Raw genomic sequence first — 26,375 nt, forward strand, 5'->3', positions numbered from 1 at the left:
TATGTTCTTGAGATCGTCGGAAATCGCCCATGCACCGGTGTCGGCAGACCGGTATGCAGTAATGTGATTTTAATCTGTATCAGCAGGCACATTTCGTATCATGGGAGTAAGTGTTAGCAAACCGAACCCCGCCCAGCACGGAAGGTCAATATCAGACCAGAATCCCAGTTTGGCGATTAAGGGGGTTAAATCTGCAAGCTGCTGACAGTGCCCCAGCTTCTGCTCAGTCACACCACGCCCTGATAAAATCTCCTGCCCGGTAATGTGATGACCGAAAAAAGCCCGTGCACTGGTGTTGGCAGACCGGCACGCAGGAATATGACGTTAATCTGTATCAGCAGTTACATTTCGCATTATGGGAGGAAGTGATAGCCACCCAGCCCAGAACTGAAGGCCAGCATCAGGACAGTACCCCAGTTTGGCGATTAAGGGGGTTAAATCCGGCAGCGGCAGTAAGTGCCCGTGCTGTGTTAAAGGAATATTTCCCTAAGGACAATCTTCCGATCGGCCTTTTGTATAAAGTGGTCACCCCGGGAGCGGGGATCACTTTACCTGCTTAGCCTAAATCTTACGTCAATCACTATCCGGAATTTTAGCTTAATGGTCCTGAGCAAGTTAAAAGGGGTACCCCTAATGACGTCCCCAGATGGCGATAAAGGAGTTAATTCCGCCTTCGGCTTACAGTGCCGCAGCTGCTGCTAAGGAACACCACGCCCTGATTAAATCTCCCGCCTGGCCTTGTGATGACCAAAAATTGTCCGTGCACTGGCGTCGTAAGACCGGCATACAGGAATGAGGCGTTAATCTTTATTAGGTGGAAGGATTCGCATCATGGGAGCAAGGGCCCTAGAACTGTAGGCTAACATTAGAAAATCACAGATTGGCGATAAAGGGGGTTAAATAAGTTAAAAGTCTTCGGTGAGCAAATTGGATAAATTTTCATAAACCAAAGCGTTAATATTAAACTTTTAGAAGAATGATTAAAGGATATTAAGTTTTGTATGCAATATGACACCAGTGATCTGTTTTCACTAATAATGCCGCGCTCCTTTGATTACCTTTGGTAAACAAAAATGTAATTTACGTGAATTTCATCTTATAAAGTCAGTATTGATGTTATAAATTTTGTTTACTTAATGCGTACACAACCTAAATGCGATTTGTAATTATGTCACTGTTTTTAAGCCATATTAATTATAAAACCAAAATTTGCAGCACAGTGATGAACTCATTAAGTCATAACCTCATTTGTTTACTTAAGGCATACAATAAAAAACCAGATTCTTATGAGACATCTGGTTTAATTGTTTTTGCTTGAAGATATTTACTCTACGCGGCCAAACCCGCTGCTACTTCTTGAGCATAGAGAATTTCTATTGCCTCGCCATAGCTACAATTCTCGCGGCTTTGAATTTCCCATAATTTACTCCTGTCAGCACTATCCGTAGTAAAACAAAGCTCCATTTTCCGGTCTACGTATAACCGACAGATCTCTTGGAAGTTTTCGAACCTGACTAACATCTCTGAAAACACCTTTTTGACTGTACGAATATTTTTCATTCGTTCATATTCTGCATCTGAAGTAGAAAAATATTTATTAGCCTTCATTGCTTCAATGCTTTCTTTTTCTTGTTTCATGATTATCTTCCAAGGCGAGTTAGCAGTCAGGGCCCGGCCAACAGAAGAAGTAAAATAATCTTCAAACGACTGTGTGATACAGATGCCAGCGCAGTTTGTTTTCCTGAACCTACGCCATGCCGCTTCGAGGAAGGAAGAGAAGAATTGGTTTGATTGATTTCCGGCACCTGATGAATTATCAGGACGAATGTACTCCCAAGCTTCATCTAGGATGAACAAGCGACGACGCCCATCTTTTTTGATGAACATTGCATGCTGAGCAGCCTGAATGATAGACATTAAAACAACTGTCTGAAGGTGGGGGGTGCCTTTTAGCTCCTCCAGTTCCAAAACAATAAATCTGCTGTCGAAGTTGATTGGAGGCAACGTATCGGTAAACCGGTGCCCATAAATTCCACCTTCGCACCATGCTCCGAGTTGCTCCCCAATATCCTTTATACGTTTGTCTTCATGCTTCTTGCAACGCAGAGCAAAGCCGGTTATTGAACCGGTCCGACCTGATTTTCTGGATTCCTGGTACTCTTCTGCAATAAGCTGAAGCATCACTGATTGTTGATAATCATCGATAAGGCCTTTCTCTGAAGCCATAATTTTTAGCTGATTCAGAACCATTATGGTCTGAGCAACTTTGTCTTTTTCTGCATCGTTTGAAGTTGATTCACCGGTAAATTCAGGTGCTTCGTTAAATACATCGTCGTTAACAGTGATGTCAGTTAGGAAGGCAAAGGGATTTAGGGTGAAGTCAGGGGTTTTACCGAAATCAATAAATTGACTGTTTGTATATTGTTCCGCAATCCCCTGGTAAGAACGCCCCACGTCCACTACAAAAACTTGAGCACCATCAGGATCATCATCTGGGTATTCGTTTTCTAAAAAATGCTTAAATGTTGAGCGATAATGAACGAGGTTATTAGATCGCGGTCCAGCTCCAAGATAGTTATTGATTAGATATGCTGTCCAGAATGACTTGCCTGCACCTGACGTTGCACCAATAACCATGTTATAGCTTGCAGAAGTCTTGAAAATATCAAGTCCCATGAGTTGACCTTCACGAGAAACTAAACTCAGTACTGGTCTATCTGTATTACCTTTCCAGGGCCCAAAGATCGGCGTCATATGAGCCGCTCCGGTGTTGCTCACTACTTCGGATCGGTCAAGGTCGAAAATTGTCTTTGGGTCATTGCACATTGGCAGACATGACATAAATGACGGGAAAACGATAAAGGAATCATCTGCTACTTTGACCCGGCTTTCGAGGTAAAAGGATTTGAGATCGTTAGCTGCTGTCTGCACAGAATTGGCATTACTACCCATAACAGTGAAAGTAAGATACCCTCTTAAAAGCTTTGCGCCATCCTCAAGCTCGCGAGTTACGGCCATGTAGTCATTATCCATATCCCGCAGGCGAGGGCAGAATGTGACAACTGAAGGTATACTTGCCTGTTTATTAGTGATTGCTTTGTAGCGGACGTTTTCTTTTGACAACTTGAGCGGATCGGCAAACTGAACAGTCTGAGTGATCATAAATGGGCTGAAAATTGTCTTACGTCCATGCATCCAGTTAACTACTAACTCATACATACAACCGAAATTGACGTATTCAGGAAACTTTACAACGGAAAGTTGTTTGAAGTAACGATGCTCAGATTCGTCGTCACTTTGTGTGACTGATGAGAAATGATTTTCTGTGACTGTATACTTACGGCCGGGAACGTTAACTTGTTCATTAAGCCTTTTCATAGTGTTAACGTCTATAAAACCTTCAGCCCACCGAGAGTTCTTTCCGGGGTTTACGACCTTATCTATACAATAGAGCCAGTTTTCTGCATCGACCTTAAACGGATGCAGTCCAATCGTAATTAACTTACTTACAAGTTCAGAGTAAAGTGAATCGATACGCGAATGTTCCAGCTCGGTAGGAAGGGCAGACTGTAAAGGAATCGATAGCGAGATCCATACCTGAAAATCCCTCAACATAAGGTTATCATGATCAGGTTTTAAAGGCTTATGCATACTTCTGTCGTAGTAGTCCAACTGATAACCATTAAGCAGATCTGCTTTAAGCTTATCGTTCCCAGTCATACGCCCACCTCGCACAGCTGACCAAGCACTAAGCTGTAAAGTCAAGTCTGGCAATGCAGTCAGAGATATTTGACAGACAGTATCTGTAGGAAAATCCATTTTGAACATTTCAGCAAGAACATCTTGCTGATTATCAAAAACTCCAGGTGATGGATTACAGATAAACATAAACCCTAATCTGTTGCCATCAATCAAAAAATAGTGAGTCCCTGCTAATTGATCGTAAACAGGGATAAACCCACCTAATTGATGGCGATTTAAACCGCTATTGTAATTATTGATAGCTTCCATATTTGACCTTACAGTTGTCTAACAATGCCGTTCGAAGAGACAGCTTTAGTTGCTTTTTGTTGCTGCTGCATATTTTCCCGGGCCGCATCCTGTACTTCTAAAGGAACTATGCGAGCTGGGTTTGAGGTCGAATTCTTGCCAGCAATCCATGTTTGCGGTTTTACGTTGACATAAACGTAGCCGGGAAGATTAAGCGCATCGTTATCATCGGTATAAGGTGCAAAAGTAATTCTCATTACTTTCCCCTGTTGCAGAACAGCAAGTGGTTCAGGAGCCACTACAGCTTGTTTATAACCTTGCGAACGGTATTGCTGGATCTGCCCAGTGTTGAGAGTAGGGTTAACGGGCTGGCCATTGTAAAGAGAGTACATATCCTTGCCAGGGCTGATATCAGAATTAGGTGCAACGTAGCGTGGTGCATTTCCAGCAGAAACCGGATAGCTTGTTTGTTTAACGACTTCCGCAGCCGGATGAACGAAAGGGTTACCAGCTGAAGAGGCAGTGCTATAACTGCTAGTCATCCTTACGTTTGAATTAACCGGTACACCAGAAATAGGCCGTGGTCCAATGGATGAAGTAGGGGCACCCATTTTTAAAGTTTTATCGTACATGACAGGTAACTGACCAACTGGCTTAATTTCGGTTTTTGAATAAGCCACAGGCTGATTTTTAAGGGTTGTAGACTGTGGATATTTGACTTCCCCTGGAGGGCTAATTTCAGTTGGATAACGGCTGTCATTGACAGCCGATTTCTCCTTTCCCGATTCCGACTCTTCCCCCGCAAGTGCAGACAGATCATCTCGATTATTAGTTAACTCCATAACTTCGCGAGGACCTTTACAGATAACGCCCTTTTCAATGCCTGGACATTCGGATTCGGAACTCCCGATGGAGCACCCCGTAAGATATGAGGATGTACCTACAACCAGAGCACTGAGTACCAATCTTTTGATGTTCATAAACTAGCCTTAATTTGTCTCAAATGGATTTTTTAAGAGAGGTTCAACGCTTTGGTTCAACCAGTAGTCGAAATCTTTTGGAATGCCATTACCAGCCAAACCATCCTGTCTGACAACTGAAGGTACACCCTGCAATTTATAAATTCCTGCGAGCATCAATGACGCTACCAAAGGTTCCGCCGGACATTCTTCTGCTTCTTTTTGAGAGAGCAATCTTTTTTCAATGTCGGATTTGCTTCCCATTAGCCAACGAAGAATATCGAGGTTGTTTATTTTTCCTTTTTCTTTACTACACCAGAGCCTTCTAAGCTCTTCTTTTGGCTCACCGGGTGAGGGAACTAAAACAATATCTATCCGATACTTGTCCCGATCTGCATAAAATTTCTTAACAAGTTCCATGCAACCGTCACAATCAAGTGTTAAGAAAATGGCTGCTTGTCTCTTAAGCTTTGAATTTCCCAGATGAATGGACGCTACAGTTTCCAGAGGGAAGGGGGCCTCATCAAGACTAATAAAATAGGAATTTCTGATTTCTTCTACAGTCAGAACAGGTTTACGTTTAATTACATCAACAAGGCTTCCCCCAGTAAGGGAGTATCGGCCATCGGTCGTTACTGCCATTAGCTGCGAACGCTCGTCCTGAAAGAGGTATAGCCCACCAGAAGGAATGTATATGGCATCCTTAGGTTTATATCCTTTCATTTTTGATAACGCACCCGAGATCTGACTGGGTGAAACGCCGCCTTCCTTTGCCTTTGCCATTAACGCAGCAGCATCACTATTAGTTAGGACCTGCTCTGAAGCATAAGTGACCGTATTCGCCATAATGGCGAAAGCCGCCATTAAAGGGAAAAGTAACTTTTTCACTATTGGGTGCCCTCTACTTCTTTGCATTATAAGAACTTGATTGTACCGCTTCAGAGCTATCTTCAAGTTCCATATAAGTGACGATTTCAACACTATCCGGTACAGTAACGGCAAGCGTTGCATCAATAATTAAATAGCCACGGTCACGGTAGATCTTCATTAATGTTCTGAAATATTCTTCGAATTGAGTTCTATCATTGTCAGCAGTACGGCCTCCGTGATGCTTGAAAAATTCCTTACGTAATTCAGGCATGTCAAGCACTGCAATCTTGTACGAAGGCTGTGATTGTTTATTGAAGTAATCGTAAACATTCATAAAGCCTTTATAACCATAAATAATGACCAAAACGGCAAAGGCGAAGAAAAATAAATACTTCAATATTTTTTCAATATCAATTTCGAAGGTAATTTTTTTTGTTGTCCTTTCTCGCACCATTTTTTTAGTGATTTCAGGTCCAGCTGATTCAGTCGATTCTTTTTTTTCTAAACTATCCATTTAAACCTCAGCGACTGGTCAGATTCGTTGGAATTGTAGTTCCGGTCTGAACGACAAATGTAATAGCTCGGCCAGGGCTAATTTCTACGATTGGCCACTGTTGTTCTGCAATTGCGGTGTAGTAATCGACGAGTCGATTAAGGCCACCTTGAGCTGCACCAGCCCCGGCTAATGCCCCAAGTGCACCAAAATTAGGGGACTGATACTGAGCCTGTGAATTAGGGTCGATGTTAAGTGAAGATACCTTACTGGGGCTTAAGCTACCGGCAAGTGAAGAAAGTCCACCGGCAAATGCAGCTCCTGCAATTGCGTTACCATTTCGGCTGATAAGCGTGCCTCGGATCCCATTTTTTCCGTCATTTTCACTTACAGCATATGCTTCCAGTTTTACGTCAAAAGCTTTCCCTTTTGAATTAACACAAGAGATAGAAGTGGCACGTATGTAAGCACGCTGTGACGCCAAATCACCAACAGCTGAACCCAGAAGGTTACAGTCACGCAAATCCATGGTGAAATTATTGGGCATGATGACATCTTTTTTAATACGCATTGTTACTGGCATTGGTTCTGATTTGGAAGAAAGGCTTGTAGGCGCTTCAAGCCCGGTAATCAGAACACCAGTGATAATAGATGTTGCCGGAAGAAACATTTCATCTTTTCGGGCAGCATGCCGCGCTTTGCTATCAACTGGCGCAGTACCATCACCTCGTACAGTCCGAGTAGGCGCTTTATCTCCTGCAATGACCTCTCTGCCTTCCTTGATTCTGTTTTCAGACACGGGCATAACCTGAATGACACCATCGGTACCATTAGTCTTAATGGAACTTTGTGTGATTGTTCTCATCGGGCTATTACGCGTAGGTGTGATAGACGCGTAATTAGGGTTTACGCCATTAATCGGCGCATTAGCATTAAGCTGATAAGGAGCTGCCGGTGCCTGCTCATTAATCGTTTTACGCGAACTACCAGCATCCAAGTTACGATTGCCGTTTCGATTAGTCTGCATATCATTAATTTGCTGAGACAGTTGCTGAAGTTGAGAAGTTAAACTTGCAACTTGGGCTTTAGTTTCCTGTTGGGCTTTTTCTGCTTTTTCGCGGTCCTCTTTCGCCGCATTTTGATCAAGTCGGTTTTGCTTAACCATTTCCTTATATACTTTCTGGCTTTCTTCATTACTCAATTTGTTCATTTGCGAATCATCTAACAACAAATTGGTCTGCATGTCTTTTTTCTGTGTTTTCTTTTCTTTCTTAACTGGTGTGGAAAAAATAGACTGGCTAATAATATAAACAATCACTACCAGCAGAGCGCCAATAACAGAAAGTCTGACGGTCTTATTTTCCCAGGCCTTTTTAATGTCCATGATTAGCTCCACTTGTAGGTTTCTGGAATCGTTTAATTTTTAGATTTCGTTCGCTGTCAGACATCTGAGGAACGATATAGGGATCACCTGCTCTGGCCCAGTTTTCACGAACAGATGGATGATTCATTTCAGCTTTATCTATCTGGCTCGTTCTAGATATTTCATGTTTGTAATTAGGTTCCAAAACGTTACTTTTGTGATAGTCAAAAGCATTCTCCTCATTAATATTGTCCTCTCCTACAAATTTATCAATAAGAGTTGGATCGTTCATTATTACTGTCTGAACGGGAAAAGCGTTACTGCCATCTTCGATACTAATGGGTGCGTCCGGAACGATTAATACACTCCTTTTTGGTATATATTCTGACCTGTAGTAAAAGCTGGTTAAAGCAAATACGACAAAACCAATCACGGTGGCCCCAAGCAGAGCAGGCAAAGTAACTTTTCCCATATTATTTTCTGATTAGACTTGGTCTGGTTGTAACCCGGGCCTCGCGTTCCTTGAACAATTTATCCCGGACTATGTAAAGCTCTGTTTCTTCTCCCGGTTGCAGGTATGCTTTATCAAATAAAGCACTTGCAATAACGCCTTCTGCCATACACTGCTGATCAGCAACGATTTGACCGTATGGTTTATCGTTTTTCACAAGAATTACATCAATAAGTTCACGTGAGCCAACCAGTCTCTGACCGAGCTTTGCATACATATTAAAGTTACATGGGGACTGCTCTGACGCAGGAATACGAGAAAGTCGGTCCTGTTGTAAACTGAATCCTGAAGGGACCTCACCAAGAGCCACAGGAGTCAATAAATCAATGATTCTTTGTTTATGATCGTCTTGTTTTGGATCCGATGGAGCCAGTTCTTCTGACTGGGAGCGGGCCAACATTTCCTCATAGTTTTGCTTATCCAATGAGGTTTCACGTTTGGCTTGCATAGATGGGCTTAAAGATGTAGTAACTGAAATCATCGCACCGGGAACATCAAGCGGTACCAGGGTCAGGTTATAGGTCGATTCAGGTACCTGATCTTCCGACAACATAATCCCGATTGGTTTATCGGTATTAGTTGAAATAAAGACATCGCCACCATTAACAAATATGCTTGCCTCTTCAGCAGGGGTAGAAGTGCTGACAGAAGCATTCTTGAAGCTGGTCGATATTCTGTTTTGAAGTCCTCGTGAAACTGGCAGTACCACATTCCCACCAGGCGGCACATTTACACGCTGAACTTCTTTATATCGGTTACGAGCTTCGACATAAAGTTCATCGGCTTTTGACGTGGCGGTCGCATTGGTTGCATTCTGCTGGGAAGAGGTACCTGTTGGTCTCCCATAGCTATCAATTGCACCAGAGCGGGTCTGTGCGTCAAATCCGGGGAGACTAGGATTATTTGATAATGCTCCAGTAATAGCGCTTACCGCAGGCGAAGCATTGCTGGCTGGGGAAAGTTGCACGGTAGGGAGATCAGTTGTAGGTTTTTGTCCCTGCGCATTACCGGCTTCACTAAGGTTTGTTTGTGCACCTGACTGTTCAGAACCAGCTTGACCCGGAATAATGGCTTTTGCAGCTCCATTCTGAAATCCGTCAGCACCAACTGGCATTACAACCGGGTTATTAATTGTTGCTGGCAATTGGTATTCTTCAGCGATTACGCAGTTCGAAGTCGTGAGCATGATCAATGCGGTAATTGCGTTGAACCCTAAGCCCTTTTTTTTAATCATCACTTGTTACCTGTAGACGGTGGCGGATTATCCAGCGTTGCCAGTTGCTCTTTGCCGTTTATCGTAATTTTTTTAATATTCGGTGTTCCGGAATATTGATTTACATATGCAATTCTTGGGCGACCATTTTTCATCCCGAGAACCCATTCATAAGTCCATTTCGATGATTCAGTTTTGTCCGGAACATTTACAAGTCGAGTCGTTTTGGTACCCCAGACATAGACCATGTCATTTTTTGGATCAAAGTAAATATCATTAGGCTTAAAGGTCTGCTCAACACCACGAGCCTGCATGATATTTATCTGCTCCTGTAAAGACTCACTCGTTTTAGCCTGTAGTTCAGGTGAAAGGGCATCGAGGACATAGGCCGTCACAAAGGAAATATTAGTTGGATTAATATTCCCTAAAAGGGTACTAAAAAAGAGAGCCCATTGTGTTTTATAAGATTCCGATGCTTTGTTACCAACAACCGTGATCTCTTCATTCATGTTTGGAGGGGTAACAATCGTCACTGGGTCAGTGAAAAAAAGAATCTTTGCAACCAATAACCCAATGACGGCTATTGAAACAGTATTAATGCGGATAAGTTTTGTATCACGATTAATCAGGGCGCTGTATGTAATTCCAGCACCTGACGCTTCAGCTTGTGGGCTAAATCGTTTTTTAATGTCCAAAAAACGTCCCTTAGCACTTTCATCTTTCTTTACGTATGACTGTTCAAGATCACCGTTTTCATCCTTTTTAGATTTTTTGAAAAAAGGGATGTTAATGCCACTTAGCATTTTCATTCATAGCTCCATCAAGAATACAAATCTCTGATAAATGGATCGTTGAAATAACGGCTACTAAAAACTGCTTTACCTGGCAAAAAACCGAGCCACCAGAGTCTGTGTTTTAGCAATCCTCTTATTCCTGACTCAGCTGCTTTGTTATACGCAATCCAATATACAACCGCTACTACAACAGAAAACCCGAAGCATTCGAAGATATTCCCAAATGCAACCAGAATGAATGCAAGCCCTATTTTTTTTGCATCCCAAAACAAAATCAGTAGAGGCATGTTGATCCTGAAAGGGAATCTATAGGTATGCTGAGGAACGTCGTTCTGCTTACTCATTAAAAATCCAGAGAGGGGGATGAACCCCCTCATGCATGATTAACAATAAATTACAGCGGTACGCCAGCATCCATAAAGGTGCTGATAATTTTCTCGCCGTTGGCCATTACCAGCATCATGAATAATGAAACCAGTGCCAGGCCCGGGTTAGGCTTAAGGACAGAGAAATATACGCTTGAGATCAACATCGCGGCTGCCAGAATTTTGCCCGGAGCTCCAGTCATACTTTCACTCATGTATGACCAAATATCTCCCAGTGCCCCATCATCTGAACCCGCATATGCCAGACCGCAAAAAAGCACGGTCAGCAGAACAAACAAAATCACTTTTGCGCTTTTTGTTTTAAAAAGTGCAGCCGTGTTAGATTTCTTTTCACTAAGGCCAATATTTAAAGAAAGTTCCATAATTACTCCGTGTAGATTTGAGTTCACGTAAACGCGAATGAATAATACTTTTTTATTCCGATCCTTCCGTTCGCATAAACCCCCTTTTTTTAACGTTTAGCGATTGGTGAATTTTTAAGCAAAGGGGCCTAAAGCATAATCTTTGAAAAGTACCAGTGAACGCTTAGTAAAAGTTTGAAAGAGGGGAGGGGGTAAGATTACGTTAAGCTCAATCCTGAAGCTGATGAGACTCCTCAAGCATAAAAGTCACTTTTGATGGTTTGAAAAGCTCTAACTAGATATCGGGCAGGTAACTAAGCTTCATATCTAATCTTTTTTGTTCCCTTAATATCTATCTCTTGATTCTGAGAAGGCCGCATATCACTGTGCTCCCTGGTTCGGCAACTATCAGTTGGAGAAACTACATACAATCCTCGGCCGGTGCGTCATTCATCTAAATGCCTTTTACACCTCTGGGCGTGAGTGGGACTTTGTCTTGTCCATATGAACATCATTCATTCGAATGCTTTTGGCCAATGCTATTTAAGCAAATGCTTTCTGGCTGAGTCCTTTTGCGAATGAGTCTTTGATATAACTGCATGAATTTTGGGTTGTTTGGTGTACTAACAAAACAAAGGCATTTCTTTGAATGCCATTGGAGTTGTGATGCTTCTGATATTTTTTTGATCTCATATCAAACACATAGTCCTTCTGATGCCCAATGTCATAGATGTCTTGGACCATTCTCGCTCTTAACAAAGCTGTACTGTGTGTCATTCGACCTAATGCCATTCACCAAAATGCCTTTTTATACCACTGCATAGCTATGCTCGGGATACAGTGGCAAACAAAAGCATTTCAATGAATGATTTTTTGGGATACCGACATCAAAAGCATTTGTATGAATGTAAGAGGCGTAATCCACAAAAGGCATTCACGTGAATAGAGTGCGCACGAAACCATCTTGCTCCACGGCATTTAATGAATGGGCTAGCATGTACGCTTGAGCCAGAAAGGCATACAGATGAATAGTCAGGAGTTCGTTTGAAAAGTTACTTTTTTGCACATTAAGCCGAGATGTAAGACCAGTAGTAAAAGAAGCACTAAGCATAGCACTGATAAATAACTTATTTTTCAGCATGTTATAACCAGTGCATACCTGGTAGCTTTCAACCTTGTTTGGCGAGGGCCAGCTTAGGGCTTCTTTTGAAGATCTGAAATTGTATGTCGCGACCTTTCTTAACTTCTTGATAATCGAGATATCCGATAGATTCAAGTTCCCGCATTGCTTTACGAATTATCTGGTTTTGCGTACGAATAGGGGTTGTAAGAAGCAACCTTTCCCTCAACCGTTTCATATTAACGAACAACGTACCAGCTGGCATTGCTTCAAAATAAATATAGAGAGATTGCGCAGCTTCTTTTTTAGCCAAAATGTATAGAACCTGAAGGCTTAACAATGTCTTATGGTCGTAACGATACAGTTCCCACATAGAAGGATCCCCAACCAACTCAACAGTATCGCTTTTTGGATCAATCATAGCCTTCTGCACCAGATGCGTTACTGTGAACCGACCACTCCGAGAGTCTGAGAAGGCAAGCACTACCGATGCAAGGTTCATTAATGACTCTTTAAAGCGCGCACGAGTTCGTTTGTTGATGTTTGTTGAACTGATACCACACATCTTCGCAAACTCGTTAAAAGTCAGGGTAATCTTCTCGGAAGTAAAACCATATTTACTGAAAGCCATGATGATCCCGAGCCAGCACTTAAAGTCGGTAGACATAGATAGTTTGACACCAGTTATCTTGATGTCGTCATAACCCTCCGATCTTGCAATTTCCATACACGAAAGCTCATCAGAGGCATCAACTTCAAAGTTTCGGTCGCGGTTTTCTTTTGTGCCGACAGGGGTAAATACACTCAATCTCAACAGGGCCACGGGCTGAACCGACTTGGACGAGTTAGGCGTCAGTTGATAAGTCTTACCTGATTCATTACTGGTTACGTCAAAAGGATGGATTAACTCGTTGTTTTTAATCATTAACTTAACTCGTCGGTGATAAGATTTTCATTTGGCAAACTGTTTATAACATATTCTTGCAAATGCTTTTTACGCATTAACCTAAATGCCATAAGCATTCCAGTAAATGCCTTCCTTATTCATTCAAATGCTTTTCGCATGCATCCGAATGCCGGATCCTTTCATAAAGTCACTATAATCAATGAGTTAAAGATGCCGTGATCTTTACTTGAACTCTATTGATCTTTAGTGATCTAAAGAATTGATCTATCCTGTTGAAAACAATGATAAGTCCATATAAAACAAGGAATAGCGCTCCTTTAACAATATCTACAGATCGCAAACGGAAATGAACGAGGGTCTACTATCATTGTTTTATTCAAGACAGTTTTTATTTTAATTTTATTAAGCAAATTTTTTGAGTTTACCTTTTAGATGTATCAGCCCTATTTGGCAAATTTGAGGTTCATGTATCATGTAGTAAACAGGAGGAAGATATGAACAACAGCAAACATACAGTCATTGAAGTGGATACTAATCTAGTTGAAATTGAAAAGGGATTTAATCCCCGAGAGGCGGTAATCGGAGATTTGTGTTACGAACAAGAACCTGTCAAGTCGATGATTGTGTCAATCAAACAAGCCTTTAAGGAAGGAAGGCAGGTTGATATGATCAAGGTCGTAAAAAGAAAAGGTAAATATTTAGTTCGTCAAGGTCATACTCGTTTTCATGGCTTAAAATTAGCAATTTCTGAAGGTGCTAATATTCCAAAATTATCTGTTATCCTAATCGATTATAAAAACGAAATTGAAGAATACCTTGAGAACCTCGATGGTAACAGAAGCAATGGGCTAAATCCGGTTGGGCAAGCTCATGCATTAGCTCATGCTGTTAGTCTCGGGTATTCGGTTGAAGAACTAGCAATGCGATATCAACGATCAACTACCGCAATTCGTAATATGCTAAAAATCCTTGATATGCCATTAGAGCTTCAACGTTTGATTAGCCTAAATCTAATCAAAAAAACGCTCGCCATTGAAATAATGTTAAAATATTCCAACGATCACAAAATGGTTTTAAAACATATAGAAGGTTTCTTACCTGGCGTTAAGAATATTGAGACTACAACGAGCAAAATTGTAGGCATACCTGAACACAATGCAGCTGGAGCAGGACCAGACACCTTAAATAAAGGCGGACCAGAAAAGAAAAATTCGGCAGTCACTCGTAAGACTTTGGGTATTAAGCGCCTCTCGCATAAGAAAACAGAACGGCTAAAATCTGAATTTCTTGAGCTTGTGGAAAGTACACATACGGAATCTATAACGAATACTCAAACAGAACTAAAATTTGGTAGAGATAGTGCACACTTGTTCAAAAATGTTAATAGTAATAATGTAATATTTTCCAATGATGGTGTTCAAATAATCTTGAATGATGAAAAGCTAAATATTTTATTGTCTTTACTTAACGACGAAAATACAGCAATCATTGTTTCTAAACCAAAATTAGAAGAGCTTCTGGAAATTCGAGATCTCCTTAAGGAATATTAAAAACGAGGATTAGTTGAGTGATTAAACCTATAAAGCTGACTCTTATCGATAATTATAGTGATTTGCTTCTAACTCATGAAGTCCTTAAACGCAACATGGAAGAGTTAGAACACGGTAAACGTTTTGATCAATTTCCTGAAGGGCATGACCACTATGAAAAAACTGTGAAAGAAGCTGTAGCAATCGTAGAGGCACGTTTGGAGGTGTTTCGAAAATGAAATCTCTTTTCTTTACTCTTGATGGTCATATGGTACCAGCCTCAGTGAATGTATCACTTAACGGAGATGGAAATTATTATGCACCTATCGAAAGAGAATGTAACGAATGTGCGGGCACAGGCCACAAAGGGGCTGATTTATGTGAAAAGTGTCATGGGGTACAAACAGTTGGACCCATTATTGAAAAATTAGTGGCACTAGAGCCAATTACCTTTCTCGATAACATTCCGGAACTGCGTGTTAACCCAACACTCGAAGCATGGAAATCCAGAAACCACGTCCTTATTGAGAAAGCAAAAAAGGCTAACACTAAGTTTTCTAATAGTATATTGGCGCAATTAGACAATAACCGTTTCTTGACAGAACGCCAGCTGGATTGTTTCTTTACAACTTTTGATGTGATGTTGTCTGAAACTCCGGAAAATGAACAAGAAATTTTAAAACATAGCTACAATATCGGCCAGGTCATAAGCATTGAACTAACATTTACTGAAGTCAGGGCCGCGTACGCAAAAAGTAAAGGGAGTTATTTTTTTACATTTACTGGTAAAGTTAGAAATGACGGGATCGCTTTAACGGCCGATAAACAGGATCACATTTTATTGGGTGAACGTTATCATTTGACTGGAAAAGTCAGAAAATTCTATGAATTTGATTCGAAAAATTATGCTGCAATAACAGTTTTTAAGTTAAATAAACTCCAAGACAGTTAAATGTTTTTGCTGCTTAAATATAGAGCCAAGACTTTAACTGTCGTTAGGACTCACTCACGTAATATTGTTGCTTACGCAATGGGTTTTATCCCTCATAAAGATCTGCGAGTATAAATCTTTTACATTTAAATTCCCCTCTATCAGAACCTTTTCTATTGTAAAAAAATGATAATCTTATTAATTATAATTTTAATTTTTTGTATACCAATACCATACAGTTAAGGCTAAAAGGTGATGATGGAGATGGACTTTAAAATGCACAATGATCTGGGTCTCGGTTTCATTTGTAAAAATGCAAGAACATCGTCAAAGCCAACGTTAAGAAAAGTTACTTTTCCGGTAAGCGCATATGAAACGTCTAAGCTTTCTTTAACCGGTTTTCAATGCCCCACAGCCTGCCGTTTTCCTTTTTTTGTGCTATGCATGATAATCCATAACCATCTTTCGTCTGCATGCCCTATCACCCAAAATGAATGTTCAAATCATATCTCGCAATTTTCTATCGACATTAAAGTACAAGATTGGCTTAGCCGTTCAAGAGTAGCGTTTATTGATTTCCATAATCTTAGAAATACAGATAAAACCACTTTAATAACAGTGAACCATCTTGAAGCTTTACTTACTGTTATGTCGACTACTCTTGTCGCTTATGTTCCATATTCAAAAAAGAGACTAAACTTTAGCTTTCTAAACTCATTCACTTTGTCTAAAACTTCTCAAAGTTACACATTAACTTTCCCGGTAGTTCTCAGTCCGCTTTTAGATGCTCTTGGCGACTTCATTCAGGAATGCATAACCGAAAAATTGTTAAAACGACGAAATTCGAATTTCATGGTTTACGAGTATCTTAAACGTTCAGGCCAGAGCTCTCATAAAGTGGAGGACATTAATAACGACTTACAGCTTAAAAGTCTAAATATAAGACTTATGAGCGTCCTTACTGGCCTTTCTCAGCAAGGACTCATTTCATTTATTTGCGAAGGAAAGAGGGGCGACCGGAGAATAGAAGAGCTTCAGTTTATACCTTATGTTCAACGAACTTACCCTGAGGTATTAACTTTTGAGGAATGGATTAGCCTAGTTGATTAGAATTTACTCTATTTCAGCACGGCCAGTATTTCTGTTTCCGTTTTCCGTGTATTCGGCTTACTTCCTACGGATCGGTAAGCGCTGAGTCTGTGTATGACGAATCCACGCTCTTCATAGAGGCCCAAAGTGAATGATGTCAGGCTATTTGATATCGCAACAGCAGCGCCTTTTCTGTGAGCGTCAACGAGCATATTTGCTAACAGCACGTGGTCGCTTTGGCTGAACGGTTTACCATCGTAACTGACAAAACTAGTTTTGCTTGTTTTGTCATATGGCGGATCACAGTAAATCTGATCTCCTTCACCGGTTGCGGCCAGAGTCTCCTCAAAACCAGCGGTGATCAGTTCAATACCTGAAAGACGAAATGAAAGGTAGTCTATTTTATTGAGGTCAAGCTTCAGTTCTGTATGTTTCCCCCACGGCACTGAATAGATTCTTTCTGAGTTATAGCGGCACATACCGTTATAGCCCAGGCGATTCAGGGAGTAAAACAAAGCCGCTCTTTGAAGCGATTGACCAGAAATACAGGTTTTGTTGAAACGGTCCCTCATCTCATAGTAGTCCTTTTCGACAAAGGTTTTATCCGCCAAGTTTTGGACCTGATTTATAAAGTTAGTTTTCTGTCTTTGAATAGTCCTGTATAGGTTGATCAAGTCTGGATTGCTATCTGCAAGCAATGCATTTTGTGCAAACATGTTCAGAAAAACGGCACCACCGCCTATAAAGGGTTCTACCCACCGGCAACTATGATCGTGTGGGTAGTGATGGCTGATGAAAGGCATCAGTTTCGTTTTTCCACCAGCCCATTTGATTATCGGCATGTGTCTGAGATGTCGAGTCAAAGTGTCTATACCTGAGAGAGAAATTTAGGTGCTGGTATCGTACCTAACCACGGGCTTTAACTAATAACTTAGGGAGCAAAAAAAAGTTGTTTAAGACGCACAGTTTTGACTTTCAGCATTTCGGATTTATAAGATTTTTCCTCACTTATACCTGAACTTTATGTTTTGGATTTATGTATTTGTTTATGAAGCGATTTTTATGCCATCACAAGTAATGGGGAGCCACCTTTTTTTGTAAAAAATCAGAATAGGCTCAAAAAGTACCTTTTTTGCGAAAAATTATGAATTTTTTTTTCGGTAGTATCCCCGCTACGCAGAAAGTAAGCAGAAAAATGTAACGGAGCCCCTATGAGTGTTTTACTGACAGAACCTACACAGCAAGCTAATGACAAGGTCTTTAAAACGGCCCATGTTGCCTTTTCAGTAGTTACTGGCACAGGCCGTTACGTCACTGGGCTTAAACAGTTCCGTGATGCAAACCCTGAACTTTGTACTGAAGTAAGTGACCAGAAAGCATGGGCTATCCACCCTTCAGTAATTCAGGTCACGCCAGGCTTCAACTCCCGCGAAATGGGAATGGGTGACGATTACTATAAGCTCCCTGAGGTTGAAGAACACATCTACAACATCAAGAATGCCTACATTCGAGGTGACTATGTAGACCCTATCCGAGTACGTGTCATTGATGGGGTACCTTTTGTTCGCCAGGGGCACTGCCGTTTAAAAGCCGCAATGATGGCATGTGATGAAGATCATGACATCACAATCCTTTGCGTTGAGATTAAAGAAGATGAAATTGGCTGTGAGCTCGCGACCATTGATGGTAACCGTGGTCTTGCGCTTTCTCCTGTTGCGCTTGGCGAGTCCTATCGTCGCCTACATTCTCTTGCTGGCTGGTCACTCGAACGAATTGCTCAACGTGAAAATAAAAGCCCGACGACCATCAGTTCTCTTATCCGCCTGACAACCTGTTCTGTTGTTATCAAGAAATGGATTCATGCTGACGCTATTTCGTATGTTAACGTGCTTTCACTGATCGATGAGCTCGGCGAAACAGAAGCAATTTCACGTATCAAGAAGATGATCGCAGAACTTGAGCAGGCCGATGCGAATGGCATCACGGTGAAAAAAACCCAACATGGTCAGGTACGAGTCAGACCTTCAGACTTCAAGCCAGCACGGATTCCGCCGGTTATTGCCACAAAAGCCGTAGAAGGCGTCAAACTCATCACCACCAGCTTATTACAGAAACTGGGGGATATTGAATTGCCGGAGCTGACAGATTCAAGTGCTGACGAAGAAATCAACATTACGTTGAACCGCAGTACTCTGGAGATGTTGAGAAATCTTTCAAAAGAGATCACAGAATCAGAGAACAAGCAGCTTCGCCGTGCGGAGAATCGTCAGGCAAAACTTAATGGTGAGAAGCCAAAATACCCACGTAAAAAAAATGCTAAGAAGGCAGGGGAAGAGACCGATCAGGATACTGACCCACAGCCGGACGCAGAATAATTTACTTTTGGCAAAGTGCTGGTTTTGTCAGAGTCATTAAGGATTCAGGCTTTTTGCCCGCCTTTTTTAAACCTCCATGTATCGTTCTTGCCCCGTTTATGCGGGGCTTTTTTTTTGCTTCTTTCTATGAGTTGACATCTTTAAGTTTTATTCAGAGACATAAAAAACTTTTTCGTGTCACTGAACCTATTAGGTTACTGAGCGACGTTGCTATCCTGGTAAAAGTTTTTTCTAAAGGACCGGTAAAATGTCATCTCTTGATTCTGAAGCTAAACCCGATAATGCAGGTCACAGCGTACTGGCTTTAACAACCTCTCATAGCCTGGTGGTTAGCTCTCCTGAAACATTTCTTCCAGATATGCGCAAAGAGCTCGGCATTATCGCGGATCTTGTTGAGTCCTATAATGATGAACTCTGCTTGTTGAAACTCATGGCTGTCCAGTTCAAAACCCACAATCACCAGAAACTTTATTCTTATCTCTCAGGCTACAACCACAGCATCTCAGAAGCGGATGCTTTGTTCGCAGAAAACGCTCTGAGATCAGAATACTGGAAATGCGTTATGGCACTCACTGATGTTTTGCCTATCATGTCGGATGCCAAACGTAACGAATGGGATAAGCAGTTTACGGCCGACCGTTATATTATGCCGCCTCAGGTGATCCCTGATTTCACAGCTGACGCTGTAGTGGGCACAGTCGTTGCTTTGCTTAATGACCGCAATCAATTTATTAAAGAAAGGGTTTACGACGTCTTCCAGTCTCTGAGCCGCAGTCACAAGACAAACAAAGCTTTTGGGTTCTCCACCCGCATGATCACTACCGGAGTTTGCGAGCCGTCTAAATACCCCTGGCAGAAATTAAGGGTGGATTTTAAAGAGTCTGGCATTTCACCGCTGAGCGAGCTCCGCGTTATATGCGCATTCTTCCGTGGCGAACAGGTGAAGGCGATCCATAACACCAAATCATTGGTTGAGGCGTTGGTCGAACATGAGGGGTTCAGAAAATGGATCTGCATCGATGGCAACAGTATTCGTTTCAGGGTTTACAAAAATGGATCAATGCATATTGACGTCCACCCTGATATCGCCGAGCGGCTTAACAATATTTTATCAGCTATCGTACCGCTGGCATTACCTGCCGACCGTATGGCTCATAGCAAGAAATCTTTGGAGGCATTCCCTGTACTTAAGCAGTGCATCGACTTTGATACCCGGATGCAGCTTTCTGAACTGATGTTTAAAAATGACGGGGACAATAAATGGAGTTGCTGGACATCTTTAGGGTCTCTCGCCGAACGCAAATCTTCGAGTGTTGCCGCTGACACCCTTCGGTTCTTAGGGGCAACAGTAACAAAATACGATGTGACATTTTCCTATGATCCGTGTGAGGTTATTCGTTACATCGGCCAGATAGGGGAGATGCCTGATATTGTATCGCATCAGTTTTACCCTTCATCTTGCCGAATCAGCGAATATGTATCTTCCCTGCTTGGTGCAGGGGAAGGGGATACCCTCCTGGAGCCTAATATTGGCCATGCGGATTTGCTTAAATCATTCCCTGCCGGTGTGATCGTTACTGGCATCGAGCTTGATACTTTGAATTGCCTTATCTCCCGGGCTAAGGGATACGATACGACAGAAGCTGACTTCCTCACATGGTCTAAGTCTAATCAACAGAAGAAGTTTGATTATGTCGTGATGAACCCACCTTTTGCCGATAACCGGGCCAGGCTGCATCTCCAGGCAGCTGCATCTCATCTCGCAGCCGGGGGATCTCTAGCAGCCGTTCTTCCATTATCTCTTCAGGGGCTCGATAACCTTTTGGGGGAAGAATTCCGGACGGAATGGATGGACGTTTTTGAGAACGAGTTTGAAAACACGACCGTTTCGGTTCGCATCCTGTACGCCGAACGTATTCAACAAGAGGAAGTCCTATGAGCAACCAACCCACCAGCCTGCCAGAAGAAGATATTGAGTTTGTTATGGATACCTTTCAGAGGAGCATGGGTAAATCCAAGCCTGTCAGGGATACTCAACTAGAGGGTGAGAAACCGCAAAGTAAAGAGTCCGCAAACTCAACTGAAAACCCCGGTTATGAAGAATTCTATTAATTACGCTCATGATATCCTGGTGCAGTTATTTAGAATGATATTTGAGGGATGGGGGACATTGTGATTAAAAGGCGTAACATTCGACGATCAGTTTATGGATTGCTTATTGTTCTTATCGCCGGAAATGTGTGGTTAGGCCTTAGAGCTGATAAAATTCATAAAGTGCGTTATCAGGATTTCTGGTCACCGGCAACTGTGATTAAAGTAACTGTAATGCCTTCAACGAATGAAACCCAGCTCAGTGGTAAAATCCCTAAATCGGTAAGAGTTTCAAACAATTATGTTGAGTACTCGTTACCGGGCACACTCTCGGCCAAGACCATTTACCGAAGCGTGTTAGAAGATGAGATGCTCACTTTGCTTAATGCTGGAGGTCAACTTGAAGTTAAATACACTCTGGACAAGCAGACAAATCGAACTAAGGTATGCACTAAGTGCTTACGGGTGATTAAAGATATTAACCATCAATATTCAGCCACTGAGGTAAAGCATGGGCAGTCCAAAATTTGAAATTGCTGAGCAAATTAAAATGTGGATCGTTGTTTATCTAGTTTGCTTTTTAGCACTTTACTGTGTGTTAAGCGCTCTACATGCGCTTTATGATCCGCTAAATTTACCAGCCCTGACGTGGCCTATCAGCTGGTTCCTGGTGCCTGAAATGACAAGTTTTGGCAGTGCATTATTAGCTTTTGTCCTAACGCCAGGCCTTTGCTCTATAATTGCTGTTTTATTCGGTAAGTCTATCTTTAAAAAAGCTAAAACAAAAATATAGAGTTAATTAGATTGGTGGCTCAGGTTTATAAAACCTCTCACTAGTGAGGTTTATTTTTTATTTTTGGCTGAGATTAACAGCGTTTTCCATAAATGTATCAATAACAACCGTAAGAGACTGGCTGGTACCATGGCTATACTCAGGCCAGGGTAAAAAAGGATATGAAGAATACGCCATCAACATGATACTGGTTGGGCAACGCCAGTCCGTTGGAACACCTTTACTGTAATGGACAATCATAGCCGGGCGACTACAATCAATATCTCCAGCGTTTTTATCGAGTACGAAAGTAGCCAGAACGCCGGTGTCCTTCTGGGATACGAAAACAAGGCTGTCAGTAAAAATAAAGGCCATTAAGGAAGAGGCCAGGAAAGCGCCAGTAAATAAGGACTTCTTCTCTTTCCAAACGCGTCGAGCATATAACCCCATTAGCGCTACCGCTGAAACCATTCCGTACCACTGAGCACCCAAAGAAAAATCTGTTACTGTTTTAGATGTCATACTTTCATTAATAGTAATCATTGCGACAATGAATGGTGATGCGATTCCAAGTGTTGCTAGGACTATCAGCGATATTTCAGACCGGTTTTCTTTAGCGGATCCTTTACTTATTGCAGACATTGCTCTGAACATAACGAATGTACTGTTGAGCATCAGAAAACAGCATAAGAGCATGTATAACATTGGGTTTCCTCAACCTAGAAGTGATGGTTTCCCTGTTATTTTACATAAATTTGACTCAACAGATGCTTTTAAAATCTCGCTTCCTTGAATTTACAAACATATCAGCACAATTGGCAAACATAAAGGAGCAGCGTCTATCAAAAGTTACTTTTATGATTGGTTGAATACTCATTTTGAAGGCTAAAATCCAAAAAAGTGGATACAAAAAGTTACTTTTGCGTCATCCAGATGCACTGCCGCCATTTTGCATTCTGTACGTTGGTTGCTTTCTCACTTGATGTCTCTTTTAACAGGCAAATTATCACTTTATCCGACCGGACCTTGTAGGCTGAATCCGTAGAATAAGGCTATAACCTATTCCCGGAGCATCATATGCGTAAAACTCTAATTGGCTGCATGGTTGCAACTGCCCTTGCTACTGTATCTTCGGCACATGCTCAGGTATTTAGCTACTCATTTACAGATACCAATAAGGCTGTTCGGAATATCAAACCTGCAACACAAACATATCTTAATCCCGCTGGTGTTTTGACTCTGAACTTGATATCGGGTCTTGATCGGTACGAGCGAGTGACGGTCACACGAGACAGCGATAAAAAGGTTATGTATTCCTCCGTCTCGACCAAAACGAGCGTTGCAGATCGTATCGTTGCTGCCGATGGAACAGAATACTATGGAAAGGATATGGTTCTACCGGCGCTCGGAGAAGGGACCTTTACTGTAGTCAATGAAACTCTGGATATTCGCCAGACTGTAGTGAGCACATCTACTTATCATTTCATCGTTGATACAACTCCTCCACGCTATAAGAGTATTTATCCGAGTCAAAACGCAGGTTACGACATGGTACTTTCTGGGCCACTTTGGGAGTTGGGCCGAGGCGGTAGTGGCCAGTTTTCTATATTTGCAGACGGTATTGAGGATGCTAGTGGAATTGACAAGATCCGTCTTGTCATTAAACGAAGTAATGGTTCTGTGGTCTCCGACAATAACCTGAGTTATGACACAGCCAATAAACGTGCGTTCTATCCGTGGATTAAAGATATGAACACCCAGGCTGGCATGCCCTCAAGTGATCTTGATGAAGAATTCACCTTCAATTTCATCGTTACGGACCTGGCAGGAAATACGCTTAACATTCCTCCCCAGCGGTTTTTATATGACGATCAAATGGGAGAATTTACGCCATTTGCAGTTCATGACTCACGTGTAAGCACCAGTGTTGTACCCGGCATTTCTTCGGGATACGTCCCGTTTAAACGAGGCCTTACAGTGCTGGAAAACCCCTACAAGTTGGTTATACGTATCCCAAGAACTAACTGGAAGCCATATCGAAATGGTGGCATGAGCATTACCAATAACTATGGCGGAGTACAGGTCCTTTCCGAAGATGCCACCTATGTCTACGTGGAAGTTAAGCTGCCACAGGGTGCCTTAGATGGAAACTACTATAGACCTGTGAATACATATCAATGGTCTGGAGGAGATCTTGGTCAGTATGCCAGCTGGCTCAACTGGGATCCTGCCTCTGTAAAGAGTCCGGCTTGGGGAAGTTCACCCATAGAACGACAAAAGGCTGATGGAACATGGTTCAACAGCGTAAACTGGAACCTGTTCAAGGCATCTGATATGCCTATAAAACTTACTAATATCCGATTCAATGTACAGGCCAGGCCATATGATCAAAAAATCACTGGCGGAGCAACATGCAGTATTCCAGCTGGCTCAACAACCTGTACCGTCTCTTTGCCCCAGGATATTATAAATGGCACTACCGGTTATCTTCATAGTGGCTATGAAGTAAGGTCAACCACCGAAGCAACCTTCTTTGCCCCTATATGGGAGAATATAGCCTGGCATACACTGGGTCCCTCCGTCACTGGATTTGATTACAATGAAACCACCAACATTCTCCAGGTTTACGTGAATCAACCTGGAGATGGTTCATATTTCGACCATGTTTATGTAAATCGAGTTTGGTTGTCAGATAAAAACCGTAACAACGCAGAAATAAGCGTAACCGGCAAACAAACAGGTAGAAATATGGCGTCTGGGAACTACACGTATGAGTTCAACATGAAAGAGGTACCAGAAGGCAGTTATAACGTGGTGATTAATGCCCAAGATACATTCAACAATACCGGTAACCTCCCTTATCAAACAGTTGTCGTTGATAATACAGCACCATCTGTAAGTATTAGCTACGAAGGAAAACCGATCAGCAAAAACGTAACAGTATATGGGCTGGAGAACGTCCGTATACAGCTCACCGATGCTCTAACTAAACCATCCTTAAGCCGTATGACTCTTCGCGGTGGCCCTGTTTCTGATGCGGTGGAATTGTCTTGGGTGAATCTGGGAAACAACCTGTATGCACCTAATTATCCCAAGATCTTTCCGTCTCTTAATGAAGGCGAAACATACACTCTCACAGTTCAGGCCAAAGATGAGATGAACAACGTTAAAGAAAGCTCAGTCGAATTTAACTACCTTCCAAACAATCTCGTCAGGCTAGAGAATCTGAAAACCTTAGCTGTCAATGCTTCTCTCAAAACATCTGACAATACTGCTCTGGCTGTTCTGTATGCCAGCCAGCTGCGTAAAAAGGATGGTTCAATCGCTACAGGGCTTCAGGACGCAGTGCTTACTGTCCGTAAGGACGCTGCATTCGGCGTGACTGTAAATGGCGTTTCTGCGATGCCAGGTGAAAGCAAAGAGCTTCAACTGGATTTGGGGCTCGGGGACAGCCGTAGCTTTCCTATTTTCCCTGCTGTATCCGGCCTTACTGGCAGATCTGAGTTCATGATTAACATTGAAGAATTAAAATAAAGCAGGGCTGTTTTGCTGAAGCACAACGGCCGCCTTCTGATGCGCCGTAGCCCATGTTGTTGCAAATCAGTCCGACGTTCATTGCGTAAGTAACGCTTACTGCGGACCATGGTAGTGATTAGACTCACTACCATGGTCATTTCACCACATATCTTCTCTGCATTGCTCTTGTTGGGCAGACTAGTAACTCGTCACTAAATTGCAGCTTTTGTCTTGCTAAGTCGCTGGTATAACTGCACTACGAAATCGTCAAAAGATTTTATCCCTCATGTAGATCCAATAAATGATCCCAAAGGTGCCAGAGAGTACAAAGAAGATCCCGGTACGCTGTAGGCCGCATGGTTACTGGGCTGGAGCATTGTCACTGACAACAGTAGCGACATAAGTGACAACGGGAGTGACTTAAAAGACAATGGTAGAGACTATTTCGACGTTGGTAATGATTTTAAGTGACAATGGTAGTGAGGTTAGACTTAAACTTCCACTGTGAGGTAAGGTGACTCGCATTATTTAAATAAATCATTACTTTCAATTACTTGCGACACGAGTCTGCATGTATGCTTCTATTTCTCAAAAATTTATCCACCGAAAATGCCTGTGGCTGTGATTTAGCTTTGACGACAGTTTTTATCAGGGAGGCAAGTTGAGACCTGTATAAGAACTAAGCATTTATTTATCCCCATTTTCCACAAGGTAGTTCCAATAATTAGTACCTTAGTGTTCCTGATAGATCAAAAGAGATCCCCGCTGCCTCCAGGCCAGACGGCACAAGGCCTGAGACGTGATCAGTGACAACAGTAGTGATTATTTTGACATTAGTAGTGATTATTATAACGTTGGTAATGAGTTTTTTGACATCAGTAGTGATCAGAGCGACAATAGTAGTGACTTTTCATTAGATCTTTTTAACTTGATCTGATCCGTTGTTGATAAGAGTTGCAGGTCATTGTATGCAAAGAGTTTTTGCCAAGTTTTAATGAGTGGAGTCGTTTTTTTAGGTAGAACTTATGCACAGATATGGATCATCACAATGATCCATCCAGTGACATAGAGTTCGCTGGGGCTTACTATTCACCAATCTGTTTACACATTCAGTGATAACTTATT

23 protein-coding genes are annotated in these 26,375 nt (G+C 42.0%); 10 read left to right on the forward strand and 13 right to left on the reverse strand.

The features are described from left to right. Positions 1–1,329 precede the first annotated feature (1,329 nt). The 11 genes from EOS98_RS24220 to EOS98_RS24275 all read right to left on the reverse strand — a co-directional run bounded on the left by EOS98_RS24220 (position 1,330) and on the right by EOS98_RS24275 (position 12,965). On the reverse strand, positions 1,330–4,011 hold the full coding sequence (locus EOS98_RS24220; RefSeq protein ID WP_000387412.1) for a TraC family protein: 2,682 nt from the start codon (positions 4,009–4,011) through the stop codon (positions 1,330–1,332). 8 nt (positions 4,012–4,019) lie between these two features. Further along, positions 4,020–4,970, reverse strand: a complete 951-nt coding sequence (gene trhV, locus EOS98_RS24225) for an IncHI-type conjugal transfer lipoprotein TrhV (protein WP_001022587.1) — start codon at positions 4,968–4,970, stop codon at positions 4,020–4,022. Between the two features lie 9 nt (positions 4,971–4,979). Continuing rightward, the gene (gene htdT, locus EOS98_RS24230) at positions 4,980–5,732 is read right to left on the reverse strand and encodes a protein-disulfide isomerase HtdT (RefSeq protein ID WP_183079335.1); all 753 of its coding nucleotides are present in this window, start codon (positions 5,730–5,732) and stop codon (positions 4,980–4,982) included. Positions 5,733–5,850: 118 nt separating this feature from the next. After that, on the reverse strand, positions 5,851–6,333 hold the full coding sequence (locus EOS98_RS24235) for a hypothetical protein (protein ID WP_000377633.1): 483 nt from the start codon (positions 6,331–6,333) through the stop codon (positions 5,851–5,853). A 7-nt stretch (positions 6,334–6,340) separates the two neighbouring features. After that, entirely contained in the window at positions 6,341–7,696 is a 1,356-nt protein-coding gene (gene trhB / locus EOS98_RS24240; protein ID WP_000351841.1) for an IncHI-type conjugal transfer protein TrhB, read from the reverse strand. Beyond that, positions 7,686–8,147: a plasmid transfer protein HtdO gene (gene htdO / locus EOS98_RS24245; RefSeq protein WP_000521240.1), complete on the reverse strand. Its 462-nt coding sequence runs from the start codon at positions 8,145–8,147 to the stop codon at positions 7,686–7,688. Before htdO ends, trhB begins: the two co-directional genes overlap by 11 nt. Before the next feature lies 1 nt (position 8,148). Continuing rightward, positions 8,149–9,420 carry a type-F conjugative transfer system secretin TraK gene (locus EOS98_RS24250; RefSeq protein ID WP_000592090.1) on the reverse strand — a complete coding sequence of 424 codons (1,272 nt, stop codon included), beginning with the start codon at positions 9,418–9,420 and terminating at the stop codon, positions 8,149–8,151. Next, complete coding sequence (locus tag EOS98_RS24255; protein WP_000783153.1) at positions 9,420–10,208, reverse strand: TraE/TraK family type IV conjugative transfer system protein; 789 nt, start codon at positions 10,206–10,208, stop codon at positions 9,420–9,422. The genes EOS98_RS24250 and EOS98_RS24255 overlap by 1 nt, the downstream gene beginning before the upstream one ends. 11 nt (positions 10,209–10,219) lie before the next feature. Next, complete coding sequence (locus EOS98_RS24260) at positions 10,220–10,570, reverse strand: type IV conjugative transfer system protein TraL (RefSeq protein WP_024152015.1); 351 nt, start codon at positions 10,568–10,570, stop codon at positions 10,220–10,222. 17 nt (positions 10,571–10,587) lie between these two features. After that, positions 10,588–10,941, reverse strand: coding sequence for a hypothetical protein (locus tag EOS98_RS24265; RefSeq protein ID WP_000423602.1), 354 nt, complete (start codon positions 10,939–10,941; stop codon positions 10,588–10,590). A 1,148-nt stretch (positions 10,942–12,089) separates the two neighbouring features. After that, complete coding sequence (locus tag EOS98_RS24275; RefSeq protein ID WP_000594612.1) at positions 12,090–12,965, reverse strand: RepB family plasmid replication initiator protein; 876 nt, start codon at positions 12,963–12,965, stop codon at positions 12,090–12,092. 476 nt (positions 12,966–13,441) lie between these two features. On the opposite strand from EOS98_RS24275, the gene EOS98_RS24280 reads away from it, so the two are divergent. The 4 genes from EOS98_RS24280 to EOS98_RS24295 all read left to right on the forward strand — a co-directional run bounded on the left by EOS98_RS24280 (position 13,442) and on the right by EOS98_RS24295 (position 16,517). Beyond that, on the forward strand, positions 13,442–14,497 hold the full coding sequence (locus EOS98_RS24280; RefSeq protein ID WP_001065779.1) for a hypothetical protein: 1,056 nt from the start codon (positions 13,442–13,444) through the stop codon (positions 14,495–14,497). A gap of 17 nt (positions 14,498–14,514) precedes the next feature. Then, positions 14,515–14,715, forward strand: coding sequence for a hypothetical protein (locus EOS98_RS24285; RefSeq protein WP_000594931.1), 201 nt, complete (start codon positions 14,515–14,517; stop codon positions 14,713–14,715). Next, a complete protein-coding gene (locus tag EOS98_RS24290; protein WP_000838218.1) occupies positions 14,712–15,428 on the forward strand; it encodes a zinc finger-like domain-containing protein in 717 nt (238 codons plus the stop codon). The genes EOS98_RS24285 and EOS98_RS24290 overlap by 4 nt, the downstream gene beginning before the upstream one ends. A 255-nt stretch (positions 15,429–15,683) precedes the next feature. Next, positions 15,684–16,517: a hypothetical protein gene (locus EOS98_RS24295; RefSeq protein WP_001426339.1), complete on the forward strand. Its 834-nt coding sequence runs from the start codon at positions 15,684–15,686 to the stop codon at positions 16,515–16,517. An 8-nt stretch (positions 16,518–16,525) separates the two neighbouring features. Here the strand turns inward: EOS98_RS24295 and EOS98_RS24300 are convergent, their stop codons facing one another. Then, positions 16,526–17,338 (reverse strand): DNA adenine methylase, encoded by an 813-nt coding sequence (locus EOS98_RS24300; RefSeq protein WP_001121575.1) that lies wholly within the window; start codon positions 17,336–17,338, stop codon positions 16,526–16,528. A 369-nt stretch (positions 17,339–17,707) separates the two neighbouring features. On the opposite strand from EOS98_RS24300, the gene EOS98_RS24305 reads away from it, so the two are divergent. From EOS98_RS24305 to EOS98_RS24320, 5 genes are all read left to right on the forward strand, one after another. Further along, positions 17,708–18,871, forward strand: a complete 1,164-nt coding sequence (locus EOS98_RS24305) for a hypothetical protein (protein ID WP_000114859.1) — start codon at positions 17,708–17,710, stop codon at positions 18,869–18,871. A gap of 247 nt (positions 18,872–19,118) precedes the next feature. Further along, the gene (locus EOS98_RS24310) at positions 19,119–20,810 is read left to right on the forward strand and encodes a DUF4942 domain-containing protein (RefSeq protein WP_042634269.1); all 1,692 of its coding nucleotides are present in this window, start codon (positions 19,119–19,121) and stop codon (positions 20,808–20,810) included. Beyond that, positions 20,807–20,983 (forward strand): hypothetical protein, encoded by a 177-nt coding sequence (locus tag EOS98_RS24680; protein WP_000070863.1) that lies wholly within the window; start codon positions 20,807–20,809, stop codon positions 20,981–20,983. The genes EOS98_RS24310 and EOS98_RS24680 overlap by 4 nt, the downstream gene beginning before the upstream one ends. 60 nt (positions 20,984–21,043) lie before the next feature. Next, positions 21,044–21,493: a hypothetical protein gene (locus EOS98_RS24315; RefSeq protein WP_094875903.1), complete on the forward strand. Its 450-nt coding sequence runs from the start codon at positions 21,044–21,046 to the stop codon at positions 21,491–21,493. After that, positions 21,474–21,755 (forward strand): hypothetical protein, encoded by a 282-nt coding sequence (locus EOS98_RS24320; protein WP_000535422.1) that lies wholly within the window; start codon positions 21,474–21,476, stop codon positions 21,753–21,755. Before EOS98_RS24315 ends, EOS98_RS24320 begins: the two co-directional genes overlap by 20 nt. A gap of 57 nt (positions 21,756–21,812) precedes the next feature. On the opposite strand, the gene EOS98_RS24325 is transcribed toward EOS98_RS24320, so the two are convergent. Beyond that, on the reverse strand, positions 21,813–22,439 hold the full coding sequence (locus EOS98_RS24325) for a hypothetical protein (protein WP_000966519.1): 627 nt from the start codon (positions 22,437–22,439) through the stop codon (positions 21,813–21,815). 372 nt (positions 22,440–22,811) lie between these two features. Between EOS98_RS24325 and EOS98_RS24330 the strand changes: the two genes are divergently transcribed. Beyond that, positions 22,812–25,268: an Ig-like domain-containing protein gene (locus EOS98_RS24330; RefSeq protein ID WP_001572417.1), complete on the forward strand. Its 2,457-nt coding sequence runs from the start codon at positions 22,812–22,814 to the stop codon at positions 25,266–25,268. The last annotated feature ends 1,107 nt before the right edge of the window (positions 25,269–26,375 follow it).

This window comes from Salmonella sp. SSDFZ69 (assembly GCF_004010755.1).
GTDB classification, from domain to species: Bacteria; Pseudomonadota; Gammaproteobacteria; order Enterobacterales; family Enterobacteriaceae; genus Salmonella; species Salmonella enterica.

Bases quoted from the DNA above. Each gene is read 5' to 3' on its own strand.
- htdO (WP_000521240.1), bottom strand. From the start codon at position 8,147: ATGGGAAAAGTTACTTTGCCTGCTCTGCTTGGGGCCACCGTGATTGGT.
- EOS98_RS24305 (WP_000114859.1), top strand. From the start codon at position 17,708: ATGAGTGTTTTACTGACAGAACCTACACAGCAAGCTAATGACAAGGTC.
- EOS98_RS24265 (WP_000423602.1), bottom strand. From the start codon at position 10,941: ATGGAACTTTCTTTAAATATTGGCCTTAGTGAAAAGAAATCTAACACG.
- EOS98_RS24280 (WP_001065779.1), top strand. From the start codon at position 13,442: ATGAACAACAGCAAACATACAGTCATTGAAGTGGATACTAATCTAGTT.
- htdT (WP_183079335.1), bottom strand. From the start codon at position 5,732: ATGGCAAAGGCAAAGGAAGGCGGCGTTTCACCCAGTCAGATCTCGGGT.
- EOS98_RS24310 (WP_042634269.1), top strand. From the start codon at position 19,119: ATGTCATCTCTTGATTCTGAAGCTAAACCCGATAATGCAGGTCACAGC.
- EOS98_RS24235 (WP_000377633.1), bottom strand. From the start codon at position 6,333: ATGGATAGTTTAGAAAAAAAAGAATCGACTGAATCAGCTGGACCTGAA.
- EOS98_RS24300 (WP_001121575.1), bottom strand. From the start codon at position 17,338: ATGCCGATAATCAAATGGGCTGGTGGAAAAACGAAACTGATGCCTTTC.
- EOS98_RS24330 (WP_001572417.1), top strand. From the start codon at position 22,812: ATGCGTAAAACTCTAATTGGCTGCATGGTTGCAACTGCCCTTGCTACT.
- EOS98_RS24290 (WP_000838218.1), top strand. From the start codon at position 14,712: ATGAAATCTCTTTTCTTTACTCTTGATGGTCATATGGTACCAGCCTCA.
- EOS98_RS24295 (WP_001426339.1), top strand. From the start codon at position 15,684: ATGCACAATGATCTGGGTCTCGGTTTCATTTGTAAAAATGCAAGAACA.
- EOS98_RS24260 (WP_024152015.1), bottom strand. From the start codon at position 10,570: ATGAGGGGGTTCATCCCCCTCTCTGGATTTTTAATGAGTAAGCAGAAC.
- EOS98_RS24680 (WP_000070863.1), top strand. From the start codon at position 20,807: ATGAGCAACCAACCCACCAGCCTGCCAGAAGAAGATATTGAGTTTGTT.
- EOS98_RS24325 (WP_000966519.1), bottom strand. From the start codon at position 22,439: ATGTTATACATGCTCTTATGCTGTTTTCTGATGCTCAACAGTACATTC.
- EOS98_RS24255 (WP_000783153.1), bottom strand. From the start codon at position 10,208: ATGAAAATGCTAAGTGGCATTAACATCCCTTTTTTCAAAAAATCTAAA.
- EOS98_RS24275 (WP_000594612.1), bottom strand. From the start codon at position 12,965: ATGATTAAAAACAACGAGTTAATCCATCCTTTTGACGTAACCAGTAAT.
- EOS98_RS24220 (WP_000387412.1), bottom strand. From the start codon at position 4,011: ATGGAAGCTATCAATAATTACAATAGCGGTTTAAATCGCCATCAATTA.
- trhV (WP_001022587.1), bottom strand. From the start codon at position 4,970: ATGAACATCAAAAGATTGGTACTCAGTGCTCTGGTTGTAGGTACATCC.
- EOS98_RS24250 (WP_000592090.1), bottom strand. From the start codon at position 9,420: ATGATTAAAAAAAAGGGCTTAGGGTTCAACGCAATTACCGCATTGATC.
- trhB (WP_000351841.1), bottom strand. From the start codon at position 7,696: ATGGACATTAAAAAGGCCTGGGAAAATAAGACCGTCAGACTTTCTGTT.
- EOS98_RS24320 (WP_000535422.1), top strand. From the start codon at position 21,474: ATGGGCAGTCCAAAATTTGAAATTGCTGAGCAAATTAAAATGTGGATC.